The 14,466-nt window shown below is 62.7% G+C and carries 12 protein-coding genes; 4 read left to right on the top strand and 8 right to left on the bottom strand.

The window, feature by feature from the left end; genetic code table 11:
* Positions 1 to 423: 423 nt before the first annotated feature.
* On the bottom strand, positions 424 to 924 hold the full coding sequence (locus VKZ50_05345; GenBank protein ID HLJ59138.1) for a hypothetical protein: 501 nt from the start codon (positions 922 to 924) through the stop codon (positions 424 to 426).
* A gap of 1,368 nt (positions 925 to 2,292) precedes the next feature.
* On the opposite strand from VKZ50_05345, the gene VKZ50_05340 reads away from it, so the two are divergent.
* Together VKZ50_05340 and VKZ50_05335 are read left to right on the top strand one after the other, a co-directional pair.
* On the top strand, positions 2,293 to 2,430 hold the full coding sequence (locus VKZ50_05340; GenBank protein HLJ59137.1) for a DUF3096 domain-containing protein: 138 nt from the start codon (positions 2,293 to 2,295) through the stop codon (positions 2,428 to 2,430).
* Between the two features lie 654 nt (positions 2,431 to 3,084).
* Positions 3,085 to 3,276, top strand: a complete 192-nt coding sequence (locus VKZ50_05335; GenBank protein ID HLJ59136.1) for a hypothetical protein — start codon at positions 3,085 to 3,087, stop codon at positions 3,274 to 3,276.
* Between the two features lie 278 nt (positions 3,277 to 3,554).
* Here VKZ50_05335 and VKZ50_05330 read toward each other — a convergent pair whose 3' ends face one another.
* From VKZ50_05330 to VKZ50_05300, 7 genes are all read right to left on the bottom strand, one after another.
* Positions 3,555 to 4,466 carry a serine hydrolase gene (locus VKZ50_05330; protein ID HLJ59135.1) on the bottom strand — a complete coding sequence of 304 codons (912 nt, stop codon included), beginning with the start codon at positions 4,464 to 4,466 and terminating at the stop codon, positions 3,555 to 3,557.
* Positions 4,467 to 4,556: 90 nt separating this feature from the next.
* Complete coding sequence (locus VKZ50_05325; GenBank protein ID HLJ59134.1) at positions 4,557 to 5,819, bottom strand: amidohydrolase family protein; 1,263 nt, start codon at positions 5,817 to 5,819, stop codon at positions 4,557 to 4,559.
* A 230-nt stretch (positions 5,820 to 6,049) separates the two neighbouring features.
* Positions 6,050 to 6,721 (bottom strand): NAD(P)-dependent oxidoreductase, encoded by a 672-nt coding sequence (locus VKZ50_05320; protein HLJ59133.1) that lies wholly within the window; start codon positions 6,719 to 6,721, stop codon positions 6,050 to 6,052.
* Positions 6,722 to 7,097: 376 nt separating this feature from the next.
* The gene (locus tag VKZ50_05315) at positions 7,098 to 7,802 is read right to left on the bottom strand and encodes a hypothetical protein (GenBank protein HLJ59132.1); all 705 of its coding nucleotides are present in this window, start codon (positions 7,800 to 7,802) and stop codon (positions 7,098 to 7,100) included.
* Between the two features lie 325 nt (positions 7,803 to 8,127).
* On the bottom strand, positions 8,128 to 9,177 hold the full coding sequence (locus VKZ50_05310) for a molybdopterin dinucleotide binding domain-containing protein (protein HLJ59131.1): 1,050 nt from the start codon (positions 9,175 to 9,177) through the stop codon (positions 8,128 to 8,130).
* A complete protein-coding gene (locus VKZ50_05305) occupies positions 9,174 to 10,322 on the bottom strand; it encodes a molybdopterin-dependent oxidoreductase (GenBank protein ID HLJ59130.1) in 1,149 nt (382 codons plus the stop codon). Before VKZ50_05305 ends, VKZ50_05310 begins: the two co-directional genes overlap by 4 nt.
* Positions 10,323 to 10,379: 57 nt before the next feature.
* The gene (locus VKZ50_05300; GenBank protein ID HLJ59129.1) at positions 10,380 to 10,781 is read right to left on the bottom strand and encodes a RidA family protein; all 402 of its coding nucleotides are present in this window, start codon (positions 10,779 to 10,781) and stop codon (positions 10,380 to 10,382) included.
* A 544-nt stretch (positions 10,782 to 11,325) separates the two neighbouring features.
* Between VKZ50_05300 and VKZ50_05295 the strand changes: the two genes are divergently transcribed.
* Positions 11,326 to 12,858 (top strand): PLP-dependent aminotransferase family protein, encoded by a 1,533-nt coding sequence (locus VKZ50_05295; protein HLJ59128.1) that lies wholly within the window; start codon positions 11,326 to 11,328, stop codon positions 12,856 to 12,858.
* A gap of 278 nt (positions 12,859 to 13,136) precedes the next feature.
* Entirely contained in the window at positions 13,137 to 14,390 is a 1,254-nt protein-coding gene (locus VKZ50_05290; GenBank protein HLJ59127.1) for an extracellular solute-binding protein, read from the top strand.
* The last annotated feature ends 76 nt before the right edge of the window (positions 14,391 to 14,466 follow it).

Raw genomic sequence — 14,466 nt, 5'->3', positions numbered from 1 at the left:
CTGGCAGGCGCGCGTGACATTGCCCAACTGCGCCGCTCGTTGCATGAGCATGAGCCGATGATGGCGAACGCTGTCCTCGAGGGTCACGTCCGTCTCCCTCCTTCCGAAACCCGCCAGGTCTCGGTTGGAGTATTCGGAGGCCGGACTGTGACCCTCTTGCTGTCACGGGAGGTAGCCCTCCAAGTGTTAACACTACGTCCAAACAGTACATTCTAGCGAGGCATTCCAAGTGTCGGCGATACGCTTGCAAGAAATAGGATCTACCCTCCCCAGTCGGTGCGGCGACGGCCGTGACGGTGCGCCTGCAACTTAGGAGCGCTGCAATCACAAGTTAGCTGGGCCGGAGGAACCTGCCCACGGGGCGGTCTGCCAGCTGGGAATACTGCCGTGCGCTCTTGTCGCGGACGCATGCCCACGCGACGGTTAGCGTGGGGCGAATACGCCGACCGCCTCGACCCGATGGTAGAAGTCCGTGCCCACAACCATGGAGACCGAGAACTGAATGCCGAGATGGTCGTAGATCATTCGAACGCTATGTCCAACCGGGAACGACTCGGCCGGCACGCCAAGCCGATCCTGCACGTCGTCCATGTTGGAACCGCACCCAAGGCCATCGGCCGTAGCGACCCCAGGCATCGCGGCCCCGATGTAGAAGATACTCCCGGACGCATCCGTCTCCACCACGAGGTGGCGGTCGGGCCAAGTGTAGCTGTGAGTGCCCCTGCGCGCGGGCACAGCAGGCTCCTGCAACAGGTCCGCGCGGTTCGGTGTGCCGAGGATCGCGGAGGCCATTGTGATGCTCATGCCGAGCTTGATTGTCCCAATGCCAACGCCCGGCGAAACAACGTAGGGCCCCTGATCCTGTGCAGCCGCTGGCACGATGACCAGCAGCATCGCACAAATCGCGCCCGCGACTCGCATCATCGCATTCACCTCCGTCGAGACACGACGATCGAGATTCAACGACCCTACTACCATCGTCGATACCCTCACGCGGAAACCGCTAAACCTTCCCTCGCGCCCAGGAGCTGCCCGCCGCGGCAATCCCCCGGCCAGTCGCCATGGTCACACTAGCGGGTCCGGTGCCCCGGGGCTGCGAGGCGTGTGTCCGGCAGATGGCAGGCAGTTCATTCACAGCCTGGCTGCTAGACGAGGCTGTCCGCGTTTGAGTTGAGCCACCCAGGGAACAACATTAATAACGGAACCTCAATGGGACCGCGTTACGCACCACACTCGCTGCAGATACCACCTCGCATCACACAAAGGTGACCACCGATGAGTGAGTGCATCGGTATTCTGCGCGAAGCCGATAACGAATATACGCTTATCCTTGAGTGTCGAGGTTCCAGTACCTGCGATTGGCACCTATTTCGCACTCACTGGGCTGCAGAAAATGGCTTCCTACGAGGCAGTGTTGCGAGACTCGCAGAAGGGAGCGCAACCGATCGGGAAGCCGCCATCTCAGACGCCCATGATATTCTGCAACACACCATCATCCTAGCGCGGCCTCTGACCCAAACACGGCGGAGTTAGACGGTCTCCTACGTCTACCTCGAATCCGGGCTTAAGCAGAATCTGCGTCTCGTTGCCACGTGTTCCGTGAGCGATGGACCACTAGCATCACGGATCGGGAGGAGCGGCATGCGTGAGAAGTGTGAATCAACGGTACCCGATTCCAAAATCACTGGTATGGGTAGTCATATATCGTAGCCGGACTATCGGTAGATCCAGTTGGAGCTACCGTTGGCGCTCAGCTTGCGTGAAGGGGGTGTCAACAATGCCACGGTTCTATTGTCCTGAATGCAACGCCGTAGCGAAGGTGAACCCCCAGTACGGAACCGAGGTCGTATCAGTCTATTGCTTGAAGCATATGCGCGGGACGAACGATGGTTCTGGACTGGTCCGCATGGACCTTCTGCCTACGAGCTTCGAGACTCAGCCGGACGCCCAGTTTTCGCTGGTGGCTATCTCACGCCTGACGAAAACACCCCGACACCCCATTATGCACAAGCAGAACGACCCGTGTTTGCAGCCTGAACCAAACGCCAAATCGGCTTAGTCCACTCGCGGCGCGAGACATGCGAGGACCTGAGGAGAAGAGCGAGGGGTGAACCGCGAGGGACGAAGGCGCCACAAAGAACGGTGGACGATCGTGGGAGGTGGGCACCCATGAAACGCGGACGGCGGCACCGACGCTTGTTAACGTGGGCCGTGTACTTGGCATTGTCGTTGATGATTGTTGCAGGTCAGGCGGTAGCACCGGCGTTCGCCCAGACTGCGAGACCGCCAGTGATCGTTAGCCTCACCGCGATCTCGCCGGTGGTCGCGCTAATCGCCGGCATCTTGATTCTCGTACTACCACGCCTGCTGAATTACATCGTGGCCCTCTATCTGATCGTGATTGGCCTAGTTGGGTTGTTCGGACGCTGAATTGTGCCACATCGGGTTGCGAAGCCGTTCGATCGGACCGTGCTTTTTCTACGCAAAACCAGTAATCGCCGCCGTTGCCCGCACGCACGAAGGGCAAGCCGGGCATATGTGTACGCCCCGTCCTGGGCAACGCCAAATCTATGCACGGTTATTAGAATATGCAAGGTTAGTGCGAACAGGCCAGAGGGAAGAATGCTAGAGCGGGAGGGCAAGGCGGAACGAAGGAGGTGACAGCCGTGTTCTTCCCATGGGTGGCGGTTGGAGTATTTCTTGGACTATCGGCCATCGCTGTCGCGGTTGCGAATAGCAACCGATGAGAGCGATGAGAACAAGGGACTGTCGCTCGTCCGATAGGTCGCAGGTGATGTTTGACTAGCCAGGGGGGCGGATCCGGAAAGGGTCCGCCCCTTGCACTTCCTACGAACCAACTGAAGGAGAGGGGTGTCATGAAGCTGACCTGCCCACAACAGGAGCGTAGTCCGATCGAAACTCAACGGCTGCACTCCTCTCTGCTCCGATAGAGCCGCTCGACAACCGTTGCGCCATGGGGCGGCCCCACGAATAGTGACACATCTCAAGCGGTGAGCCGCACGGTTATCTCGCGCGAGGACGTGGGTACAATTAGGATGACCCGAAGTGAAAGGAGGGATCGACATGCGTCGAGCGTTGGCGGCACTCGCGATTGGCGTGACAGTAGCGCTGACGCCAATGGCAGCGATGGCGCACGGAGGGATGTCTGATGACTCCACGAGCGTCGGGTATAACGGTACCGACTTGGCGCCAGCGGACTTGCTGACACCGAGCTACTTGGACAAGAACGCGCAAGGTGACGGCAACGGTCAGTGATTAGGACAGTGCGGGCGCGCATTCGCGGATTGGCGTGAGGGAGACGCATCAACACCACGTTAGTTCGCGGATCGTATGCCCGCGCTTCTTGATGGAGGCGTGTTGCGAGATGCGATGCCCCGGCCGTTGACAACTCATCCGCAGCGCTCTGCAATGACCGCAGCATCGGCCCTAGAGCGAGGTAGACCTGGAACGTCTCGTACTGCCGCGACGTTCCGCAGGGCTGCCGAGTGCAGGCGGTCCGTCCGCGTCGCGAAAACCGACTCTGCACTTCGTTGTTAGAGTGCGTTCGCGATTCGGGCGATGCACGCTGCCGTAGAGCCATTGGGTACCTCGAGGAAATCGCCTACAAAGCCAGCCGCGGCATCAGTAACGATCGCGACCACCACCGCAAGTGACGGACAGATCCATAACAACGCGCGGCTCGGGCCGCCCGCGGGCTGGAACGATCCAAACCCGGCATGACCATACGAATCCGCCGGGACCCCAGGCCACAGGGCTTGGCCAGCGTTCACAAACCAACCATACCCGTAGCGGGACCCCGGGATGTCGGGATTCACAAGGCGCGTGGCCCGCGCGACGTACGTCTCCGGGATCAACTGCTCCCCGCGCCGGCGGCCCGCGTTACACCAAAGTTCCCCCCAGGTCGCGAGATCGGCAAGCGTGGAGTCGATGGCAAGTTTGGGTCCCGGATTCTCGACATCTCCGGGCGTAAACTCGCCGGGGAAGTGGTAGATTCGCCAGGAACCCGCGCCCAGGGGCACCTTGAAACGATGTGCGACTTCGGCGGCGACTTCATCGTGCGGCAATCCCAAGTAGCGAGCAACCACCCGCTCTGCGGCTGTGAAGGCCGCGCTGTTGTACAGAAAACGTGAACCCGGGGGATCCGGCGTCAGCCACCCGGAAACCCCGCTGGCCAAATGATGCAACGTGATCCTTGCATCGTCCGGATCACCGCTGATGGTCATCAGTTCCGGCCAAAGATCGGTCGCCTTGAGGTGAATGACGAAGTCGCTCGTCCCGGCGGCGCAGCCAATCAGCGCGCTGTTGAACGACTTTCGGATGCTGCCGATCTCGAACAACGTGTCGGCAGCGATCCCTCGATACATCTCCAGGCCAACGCTGCTCCCGTGATGGCGAATGACGCAACCCAGTGGGGCGTCGCCGAGTGATTGGGCGATCCATTCCACCGCGTCGCGAAGCCGGCGGGAAAGCAGGGGCTGGACGCGCCCCCCTTTCACGATTCGCCCCATGCTTGAACCTGGGCCCGGATCGCCGCGTCACGTGGCCCGCGCAATCGTCGATACACGATGCTCGGGTCGGCCTGCCCCGATGCTGTCTCGGAACACCACGCCGCCCTTCATCACGAACCTGACCTGCTTCAACGCGTTGATACTGGATACAGGATCCCCCTCCACAGCAATCAGGTCCGCATATGCGCCGGGGGTGAGCGCCCCCAACCGCCCCTCCATCCGCAACAGCTCTGCAGCACGTGTCGTGGCAGAGCGGATCGCCTCTAACGGTTCCATTCCGTACGATACCATCAGGTCAAATTCGTCCACCTGCTCGCCGTGAGGAAACGACCCAACATCGGTTCCAAAACAAATCTTCGCGCCCATCCGCAACCCCAATTGGAAGGCCCGCTTGTGACGTTGCACCAACTCGCGGTCGAAGTCGGTGAATTGCCGCTTGTGATAAGTTGCCATGGTCGGACACCAGAACAGACCATGTTCAACGAGGAGCGTCATCACCGATTGATCGAACAGCGTGCCGTGCTCTATGGACCGAGCGCCGCCGAGGATGGAGGCCCGCGCGCTCTCGCCACCGTAGGTGTGCGCGATGACATCTCGACGCCAGCGCTTCGCTTCCTGAACGATGGTCTGGACGTCTTCGAGATTCATCTGATGCAACGGCTCCATGGTGGTCCGATCGACGTCTCGTCGAGTACTGGAGGCGTAGATCTTGATCCAATCGGCTCCGAGGTTCACTTGGCGCCTGACCTCGAAGACCATGCGCTCCCGCGTATCGGCGACCGCAGCCATTGCGGGCAGGTTCAGCTCCGGATTAACACCTTGCAGCGTCATGTCTCCGGCAGTGATGGAGATCCCATCCGAGGCCACCTGCATTCGCGGCCCCGCCACAATCCCTCGGTTGATGGCCTCGCGCAACGCCACATCGGCGTGCCAGACGCCCTCGTTGTCGGTGTCCCGAATCGTCGTGAACCCGAGATCGAGAGCCGTGCGCGCGGCCGCCACCCCTTCGATCGCGCGGCAAACCTGCGTCTTGAAGAGGATCGCCGGGGGCCAGACCTGATCCTCGGGGCGAAGCAACATATGGGTATGGCAGTCGATCAAGCCCGGCAACAGCGTATGGCTGCCCAGGTCCAACACAGACGCGTCGGCTGGACATGCGTCGGTCACCGATTCGATCCGGTCTCCGTGAACAACCACGAATGCATCGTGCAATACTTTGCCGGAACTGGGCTCGAGCACGCGTGTCGCTTTCACCGCGATTCGACTGCTGGCTTCCAGTGGGTTGGTCACAGGCGCGTCCTCCCTGCACCCTGAGATCAAGGAGACCTCGTTACAGTATGGCCACCGTCGTCCAAACTGGAAAGATCCAGATCTGCGAAATCTGGTGGGCCAGTTGACCTCCTGCTTGCGTGTCGTCCCCGGCGCCCAATAGTCGAACCACGCGACAAAGGCGCCCTCCGTGCCCTCGAACACGTACTACCACGAGGTGTCCTCCCCGTCTGGCCCACCTCGTACCTTGATCATGCAACCAGATTCGCAGGAGATTCGCCTCGCGCGACTCGATGGATGTTCTGAGCGATCAGCTCGGCGCGCGCCTCGAGCGTGCCCTGGGTCCAGCCCGACACATGCGGGGTCATGAGCACATTGGTCAACTCATGAAATGGGCACCGTGCGGGAAGAGTTGGGCCGGGTCCCGTAGGGTACTGATACCAGACATCGAGGGCTGCGCCGGCGATGGCCCGCTCCGCGAGCACCCTGTAGAGAGCGTGCTCGTCAATGATTTCGGCGCGAGCGACGTTGATGAGGAAGGCGGTTCCCTTCAGCAACCGAAGCTCCCGTTCTCTGAGAAGGCGCCGGGTAGCTGGCGTAAGCGAGAGCGTACCCGCCAGATAGTCGGCCCGTTGCAGAATGTCGTCCAGGCTATCGGGTCCCCCAAGCAACGCGAGCGCGTGAGCGACAGGCTGCCTCACCTCGCGTCGCATCGCCCAGACCGCCATGTCGAACGCCTGGGCCCGCTGCGCGACGGCTTGTCCGATTCGGCCGTAGCCGAGAATGCCGAGTGTCTTGCCTGCGAGCTCCGGGCAAGGCGCCGGCGGTGGCGTCGACACGGCCCACTGGCTCTGCCACTCTCCTCGGCGAAGGGCTGCGTCGAGTGCACAAAAGCCGCGAGTCAGCGTCAGCATCGCGCCCATGGCCTACTCTGCAATGCCGACTTCGTGGCCGTAGATCTTCGCGAGCCGGGCGCCCGCGGGGAACGCCGCTCTGTCGATACGGTCGAGTCCGGCTCCGGCACCTGCACAAGCTTGAGTCGCCTGGCGGCGGCGCCCATCTCGCGGGTGAACTCCAGCGCCACCAACACGTCCACATCGGCGAGCCGCGAGACGATCCCCAGCTCGTCACCAACAATGACGTCGCACGGAATCTCGAGGTGAGCTCGCACCCGTGGCTCGAGGCGGGCGGCGAAGGTCCCGGCGAAAACGACCCGAAGCATCAACGGTCCACAACATGTGAGCGCCAACGATGTGCCAGCAGGAGCAGCCTCCCATCGGGCGGAGCGAATCCGCCTTCTCAGACGTCGATGTCTACGATGATCGGGACGTGGTCACTCAAGCCGGACCCGCACCAGTCCTCAAACGTGCCAAGGCGAAGACCTTTGACTCTGTCGATCCAGCGATTCGGGAGAAACACATAGTCGATGTGATATGTCGGGCCGTCCTTCGTGCGGTCCCTCCAGTACAGCGTCGGAATGGTCTCCCGACCATGAGGTTCGCCGCGGACGGCGTGATAGGCGCTGACAAGCCCGAGGCCTTCCAGCGTCTGCACCGCGGCCATGTGATTGATACGCCATCCCGGTTTGTCCCAAATGGCATTGCTGTTGAGGTCGCCTGCAACGACGGCCGGCTGGTCGGCGAGAAACGCCTTGTATCGGGTGAGCGCCATGTGGAGCGGGCCCGCCTGATTCTTCCTGATGACGCCCCCGCTTGCGTTCTGGGCCCACACCGCTAACACATTGCACTCGACCGGTCCGGAGACGTGGACGGGGGCGATGTAGTGAAGCGTCTGATAGTACGGTTTCGACAAGCGCGCCGTGTATCCGTTGAAGGTGAAGACACCCAACCCCTTGTTGGGGTTCTGCCCGATCCAGACCGGATCATGTTCCAACCGATCTGATTTTGCGCGCGCACGAAAGCGCTCCGGCTCGGCGCATTCACAGACGATCGCGACGTCCGGTCCGATATCGAGCAGGGCCGCAAATTTGCGATCCAAGGCCATGTTACAGTTCCAGACAACGACCCTCATGGGCTCATGGCAACCTCGAGGTCGCTACCGTCGGGTCGGTCGCGACGGTGTACACGAGCAACCGAATCTCTCGCGATCATCCTCGCTGGACGACCTCCCTGAATCTCGGCTTTTCGCCATCGAGTCTTCGTCGCTTTGATGGCGATCTCTCTTGCGCTGGTCGGAGCGGTCAGGCGGACCACCTCGATCCCGACCGCGTCGGCGCGCCCACACGCTCGCGTGTGGGGCCATCCCCTCGCGAGCTCCACGAGCGCTCTCAAGCGATGGAGGGGCCGGCGCCGCTCCGCTCATTCAAGGGTCATGGGCGGCTCCTATCGACGCGCACGCGATTGTCGTGATAAACCGCACCGCCGCCCATATCCGAGTCGCGCGCGTCAACAGTAGCGTTGATCGTTGCACTCTCTTTCGAGCAGCCCGGCCACCGACCTTTGGTGCTGGCGACTACGCCAGGCCTGATGCGATCGCTCACGTCCGCCACGGCAAAGAACGCACCTCGAGCGTTGGCGACCCGCACCTCGTCCCCTGCGGCAATGTGGCGCGGGCCCGCATCGTCCGGATGAATCAGCAGCGTCGCGACGCCCGCCCGCTGCTGTTGGCTCGGCACGTTCGCGAAAATGGAATTCAGGAAGAAGTGGTTCGCGGGTGTAACAAGCGCGAGCGGGTATTCGCGGGCCAAGGCAGTATCGCGCTGGGACGTCTCGTGCGAAGGCGTGTAGCCCGCGATGGGATCCAACCCAGACCCTGCCATGCGATCGGAGACGAATTCCAGCTTGCCGGACGCGGTCGGAAAGGCATTGCCGAACGGGACGAACGGATCGGGATAGTTCAGCCGCATCCAACCGCGAGCCTTCAGTTCCTCGAACGTGATACCCGCCAACGACGGATGCCCACTGTCGAGCAGCTGCCGCGCGATCGTCTCGTCACTGTCGTACAACGCCGGTGTGTCGAGGCCCATCGTTCGCGCCAGTCGCCGGAACATCTCCGTCGCAGGCAGGCACTCGCCCGGAGGTGGGACGGCCGGCTCGTTCCAGGCCAGGTACAGATGCCCGTATGCGATCAGCAGATCGCGGTGCTCGATCTGCATCGTCGCCGGCAATACGATGTCCGCGTAGCGTGCAGTGTCGGTGAGAAAGTGCTCGACCGCGACGGTGAACAGATCGTCCCGCGTCAGGCCGCGCAGGACCTTCGTCTGATTTGGGACGCTCGCCGCGGGATTACTGCCGTACACGAATAGCGCCCTGACCGGTGGATTGTCGATCTCGAGCAGGCCTTCACCGAGCCGTTTCGCATCCAGCGCACGCGTCTCCCGAGGCTTGAGATCATCGCGCCATAGGGCGGTCCAGTTCACGCCAAAGAAGCCCCGTGTGTCGTAAAAGACGCCGCCGCCCGGATACCGCCAGTCGCCGGTAACACCCGGAATACACGTGATCGCTCGTACCCCATCCCGCCACCGCCGTGACGTTGAAGGCCGATGCCGATACGAATCCCGGTCGGCCGCGTCTCGGCGAGTCGTTTGCCCAGCCGGACGATCGATTCAGCGGGGAGCCCGGTAATCTCGGCGACGCGAGTCGGCGGATACTCGAGAATCCGCCGGCGAAACGCCTCCCAGCCGACGGTGCGTTCCTGGATGAATTGCTGATCTTCCTTGCCTTCGGCCAGCACGACATACAGCAGGCCGAGGGCGAGCGCCGCATCTGTTCCCGGTATCGGCGCGAGGTGCCAGTCGCTCGCCGCGGCGGTCCGTGTCCGAATCGGATCTATGGAGACGACGGACGCACCGGTCCTTCGAGCCTCCAGGATGGATCGCCACAGATGGTGATGCGTCGACAGCACGTTCGCGCCCCAAAGCACAACGAGCTTCGAGAATCGGAACGTCTGCGGATCCATTCCGACGCGATTGTCCCCGAGCGTGTAACCGGTGCCGAATCCCCCTGCGATCGTGCACAGCGTGAACACCGAACGCGACGCCCCGAGCACGTTCCACAGCCGTCGTCCGGCGCCGTACATGCCTTGGATCAGCCCCATGCTGCCGCTGCCCACGTAGGGCCAAATGGCCTCGGCCCCATGCGTCGCGATCGCGTCGCCGAGCCCCGCCGCGATCCTCTCGAGTGCCTCGTCCCAAGAGATCCGGCGGAACTCGCCGCGCCCCTTCGGTCCCGTACGGCGCATTGGATACAGCACGCGATCGGGGGAGCGCGCGTACGTCAAGTAGTGCGCGACCTTGTTGCACAGCGCGCCGCGAGTATACGGATGGGCGGGATCGCCGCGAAGCGCGAGCGGTTCGCCGTTCTTGACGGTCACGATCCAACTGCACGTGTCCGGGCAATCAAGCGGGCACGCGCCGCGAACCTGTCCGTCACCGGGTCCAGGTGTCATTGGCTCAGCCAGTTGGGCGGCCGTACTCGCGTCTTTGGTCATGCGGACGACGATCCGGTCGCCGCCGCACCGGATGGGCATCTGCCGGCGGTTGACCAGCGGGAGGTCCCCCGCCAACCCGACTTCGATGCCACAGGGCGCCCTTCTTCGAATGAAGACCGGTCCCGGCGCACCTCACCCGATTCGCTCGGCTTCGCCGACGTAGGCGATGGCGTCTATCTCGAGCAGCATGCCGGGGACCAGTCGCAGATCGCTCCCCACTGTGGTGCGAGCGGGATACGGCTTGCGGAACCGACGCGCGTATACGGCGTTGTACCTGGGGAACAAGCTCGTATCAAGTAGATGCGCGCTCACTTTCACGACGTCGTCCAGCGTGGCCCCTTCAGATTTGAGAATCACCTCGATATTGTCAATCGTGGCTTCAGTTTGCTCCTCGATGGTTTCGCCTTTCACGGTGCCGTCTGGACCGATGGGGCCCGTCCCAGTCACAAAGATGAAGTTCCCAGCTCGCCACCCTTGCGAGTAGGCTCCGCGGGGCGGCGCCCCCTTGTCAGTCTGGATGACGTGCTTGGCCAACGCTACCCCCCCTCATTCTCCCAGGCGCCGCATTTGTCCGCCGAGTAACCCGAGTCTCCGCTCCGACCCCTGAACAAGATGGGCTCGCTGCCGGGGGACGACCGAATCAAGCACCATGAATACTCGCACATTGCCGATCGAGGTGAAAGGTCCAGATTCGCGAGCGGTGGTGGACCAGCCGCAACTGCAGAGGCAGTCGATCTAGCCGGAAGTGGCTACCTGCTCGCCCAGCGGGCTCCCTTTCCTGCCGGCCACGTCGCCTACGACCAGGCAGCGGCACCGTTGCTCGGCTGTGCGGGTGCTAGACTCAAGGCACGCGTTGGCGCTCAAGAAGTTCACAACCGCGGGCCTTGGCCAGACAGGGTTCGATAAAAGCACGGCGCGTATTGCTATCTCCGATTCCCCATCCTCGCTGGTTTGCCCCGGGCCGCGGCCCGCGGCGTTCAACCGCCTGGGTCGCTGATCGGCGGGCAAGGCCCAGAGGAGACGCTGGTCCTCTGCGATCATCTGGTCCATCGGATTCCATGATCCTGGTACTTCCGTTATGGACAAATCGGTTGTTACAATTGGACCAGCTATGCCGACATGGGACGTTACATTGGAGACGAATCGGGCGGGGGATTTGCCCATCTTCCTGCAAGTGGCCCGTGCGATCACCGAGGACATTCAGCGTGGTCGCTTGCGACCCGGGATCAAACTCCCGAGCAGCCGCGCGCTTGCTCGGCAACTGCGGGTTCACCGCAATACCGTTCTCGCGGCCTATGGAGAACTGATCGCCGAAGGCTGGCTCATCACATCACCGGCCCGGGGGACGTTCGTCTCCAAGTCTATCCCGGAGCCTCGAGTCCGGACCAAGAGGTTATCGGCCACAAGCGCAGGAGGCGCCCCGCCTGCATTGGCCTATCGACTTCAATCCGCGCCAACGGCTCACAGACCCGAAGTGCTCCCCTCGGGGTGTCTCGATCTGAGCAGCAGCAACCCGGATCTCTGCGCGTTCCCGATCGACGCGCTGAGTCGAGCCTATCGCCGGGCGCTAAGGCAGTACAGCCCCCATCTTCTGAGCTACTGCGATCCCGAAGGCCATGCAGCGCTGAGGGAAGCCATCGCAGCCATGGCCTCGGCCACGCGTGGCCTTACGGCTGCGCCTGCGAATGTGTTTATCACGCGAGGCGCCCAAATGGCGGCAACGCTCATTGGCCGTTCCATCGGCGGACCGGGTGACACGATCGCCGTGGAAGCCCTGGGCTATCAACCGGGGTGGGAGTCCTTTCGGCAGGCTGGCCTCCGACTCGTTCCCATCCCGGTGGACCAGCAGGGGTTGCGCGTGGATCTCCTGAACGACTTCGCAGACGCCAGTCGACTACGGGCCGTCTACCTCACACCGCACCACCAGTATCCGACAACCGTCACGCTCTCACCCGGACGCCGCATGGCATTGCTTGATCTGGCGGTGACGCGTGGCTTCGCGATTATCGAGGATGACTATGATCATGAATTTCATTACGACGGCAGACCCGTCATGCCGCTGGCGAGCCTTGATCGACATGGCGCGGTGATCTACATAGGGACCCTGTCCAAAGTACTGGCTCCAGGATTACGCATTGGCTACGTTATCGCACCGAAGCTGCTCATCGAGGCCCTCGCCGGGCATCGATCCTTCGTGGACGCATGCGGCGATCATGTCGTGGAGGCTGCGGTGGCCCGGATGCTCAACGACGGGGAGGTGCCGCGATACATCAATCGGCTACGGCGTATCTATCTCAAGCGGCGCGAGTCGATGGTTGAGATACTCCAATCCCAGCTGCGCGGCGCCATCACGTTCTCGCCGCCCTCGGGCGGCATGGCGATTTGGGCCAAAGTGACGCCGGAGATTGATGTCGACGCCTGGGCCGCGTCCGCACTTTCGCACGGCGTGGCATTTCACACGGGGCGTCGATACACGTTCGACGGGGCACCGGCGCCGTACGTCCGGCTCTGCTTTGCTTCTCTTGCCGAGCAGCATATCCAAGAGGCCGTGAGCCGAATGGCCGCGGCACTTCCCGTCCTCGCACCGCACCGGATCTCCTCGACATCCTGAATCCTGTACCCGCTCTGGTCGCAGCCAGCTCGGGTACACTTGGGTGAACGGGCGCGCAGGGCTTCTCGAATCTCCCTCCCTCCGCCGCGTCCATCGTGTCGATTTCCAGTCGCGGCTCGCGTTCAGTCCGCGAGGGGATACCCGCCGTAGGCTACCAGCCCGCCGTCGTGACCGCGGCGCTACTGCTCGAAGGACAAGGCACGCACAGAAGCGTATCATAGTGGGGGCGGGGATCCGCTCGTCCGGCCCTGCCCGCAGGGCGAATGCGGAGGTGGGGCATGCGACGGATCTGGGCCGCGGTCATGCTGCTCGCGTTGCTGGCCGCGCTGTGGCCAGGCGGAGCGACGGCGCAACCGAAGAATCAGCTTACGTTCTGGAGTTGGCGCGAAGAGGACCGCGCGTTCTACGAAGGGGAGATCCGCAAGTTCGAGGCGCAGAACCCCGGCGTGTCGATCGCGTTTCAGACGTTCAAGCCGACGGAGTACGCCACCGCGCTCTCGGCCGCGATGCAGGCAGGAAAAGGGCCGGACATCATTCAGCTCCGCGCGTACGGCGCGCTGCAGCCTTTTGCCCGGCCCGAGTTTCTCGTCCCGCTCGAAGACAAGGTGCCCGAGCTGAAGACGTTCTCGCCGCAGTGGCTCGACGGAGCCCGTAGTACGACCGACAAGAAGGTCTACGGCGTGCCGTTTGCCACGCAGACGCTCGTTATCTTCTATAACAAGAAACTGCTCGACCGCGCGGGCGTCAAGCCGCCGAACACATGGGACCAATTCATCGCCGCCCTTCAGACCCTTAAGGATCACGGGATCACGCCCCTCGCGAACGGCGGCAAGGAGGGCTGGACGCTGGAAGTCGCGTTCGGGGTGTTGGGTCCGACCTTCTTCGGAGGCCCAACGTTCTACGACGCCGTGACCCACGGACAGACCACGTTCAGGAACCCGGCGTTCACCGGCGCCCTCGCGAAGTTCGCCCAGATCCGTCCGTTCATGCCCCAGGGCTACATGGGCGTGGCGTACACGGATATGCAGCAGTTGTTCATCAACGAGCAGGCGGCGATGTACATCGGCGGGATCTTCGAGCTCGGGTATTTCCAGGCCCAGAACAAGTCTCTCGAAATGGGCATCTTGCCGGGCCCGGTCGCGCGTGCGGGTGACACGCCGTGGGTTAGCAGTTACGACGACGGCAACTACGGCGTGAACGCCAAGACCCCGTACATGGACGCGGCGATCAAGTTCATCCGGTTCACGGCGACGCGCGATTGGGGACAGGCCTTCACGGACCAACTGAAGCAGATCTCGGCGGTCCCGGGGATCCAGGTGCACGACCCGCTCCTCCAGCAGGCCGTCGGCTTCATGCACCACTCGACGCCATACCTGATGCTCGTGGGGTTCCGCTGGCAGAACCCGACCGGCAGCGATCTGATTCAGAACGACCTCCAGGGGCTGTTCAGCGACAAACTCACCTCCGAACAGGTCGGAGCGGACGTGACCCACGGGCTGTCCACGTGGTTCGCCCCGTTCCGAGGCCGGTGAACCTCTGCCGGGGCGGCGACCTGGATGCAGGTTGATCGGGGCGGGCGACGACCCGCCCCGGTCTTTTCTACGAGGG

It is taken from the genome of bacterium (assembly GCA_035295165.1).
GTDB lineage: Bacteria > Sysuimicrobiota > Sysuimicrobiia > Sysuimicrobiales > Segetimicrobiaceae > JAJPIA01.
The sequence above is the reverse complement of the archived record's forward strand: the minus strand, read 5'-3'. Positions and strand labels throughout refer to the sequence as shown.

Excerpts from the sequence above, each read along its gene's own strand:
- VKZ50_05345 (HLJ59138.1), bottom strand. The coding sequence starts at position 924 with ATGATGCGAGTCGCGGGCGCGATTTGTGCGATGCTGCTGGTCATCGTG.
- VKZ50_05335 (HLJ59136.1), top strand. The coding sequence starts at position 3,085 with ATGCGTCGAGCGTTGGCGGCACTCGCGATTGGCGTGACAGTAGCGCTG.
- VKZ50_05320 (HLJ59133.1), bottom strand. The coding sequence starts at position 6,721 with ATGGGCGCGATGCTGACGCTGACTCGCGGCTTTTGTGCACTCGACGCA.
- VKZ50_05315 (HLJ59132.1), bottom strand. The coding sequence starts at position 7,802 with ATGGCCTTGGATCGCAAATTTGCGGCCCTGCTCGATATCGGACCGGAC.
- VKZ50_05295 (HLJ59128.1), top strand. The coding sequence starts at position 11,326 with ATGGACAAATCGGTTGTTACAATTGGACCAGCTATGCCGACATGGGAC.
- VKZ50_05290 (HLJ59127.1), top strand. The coding sequence starts at position 13,137 with ATGCGACGGATCTGGGCCGCGGTCATGCTGCTCGCGTTGCTGGCCGCG.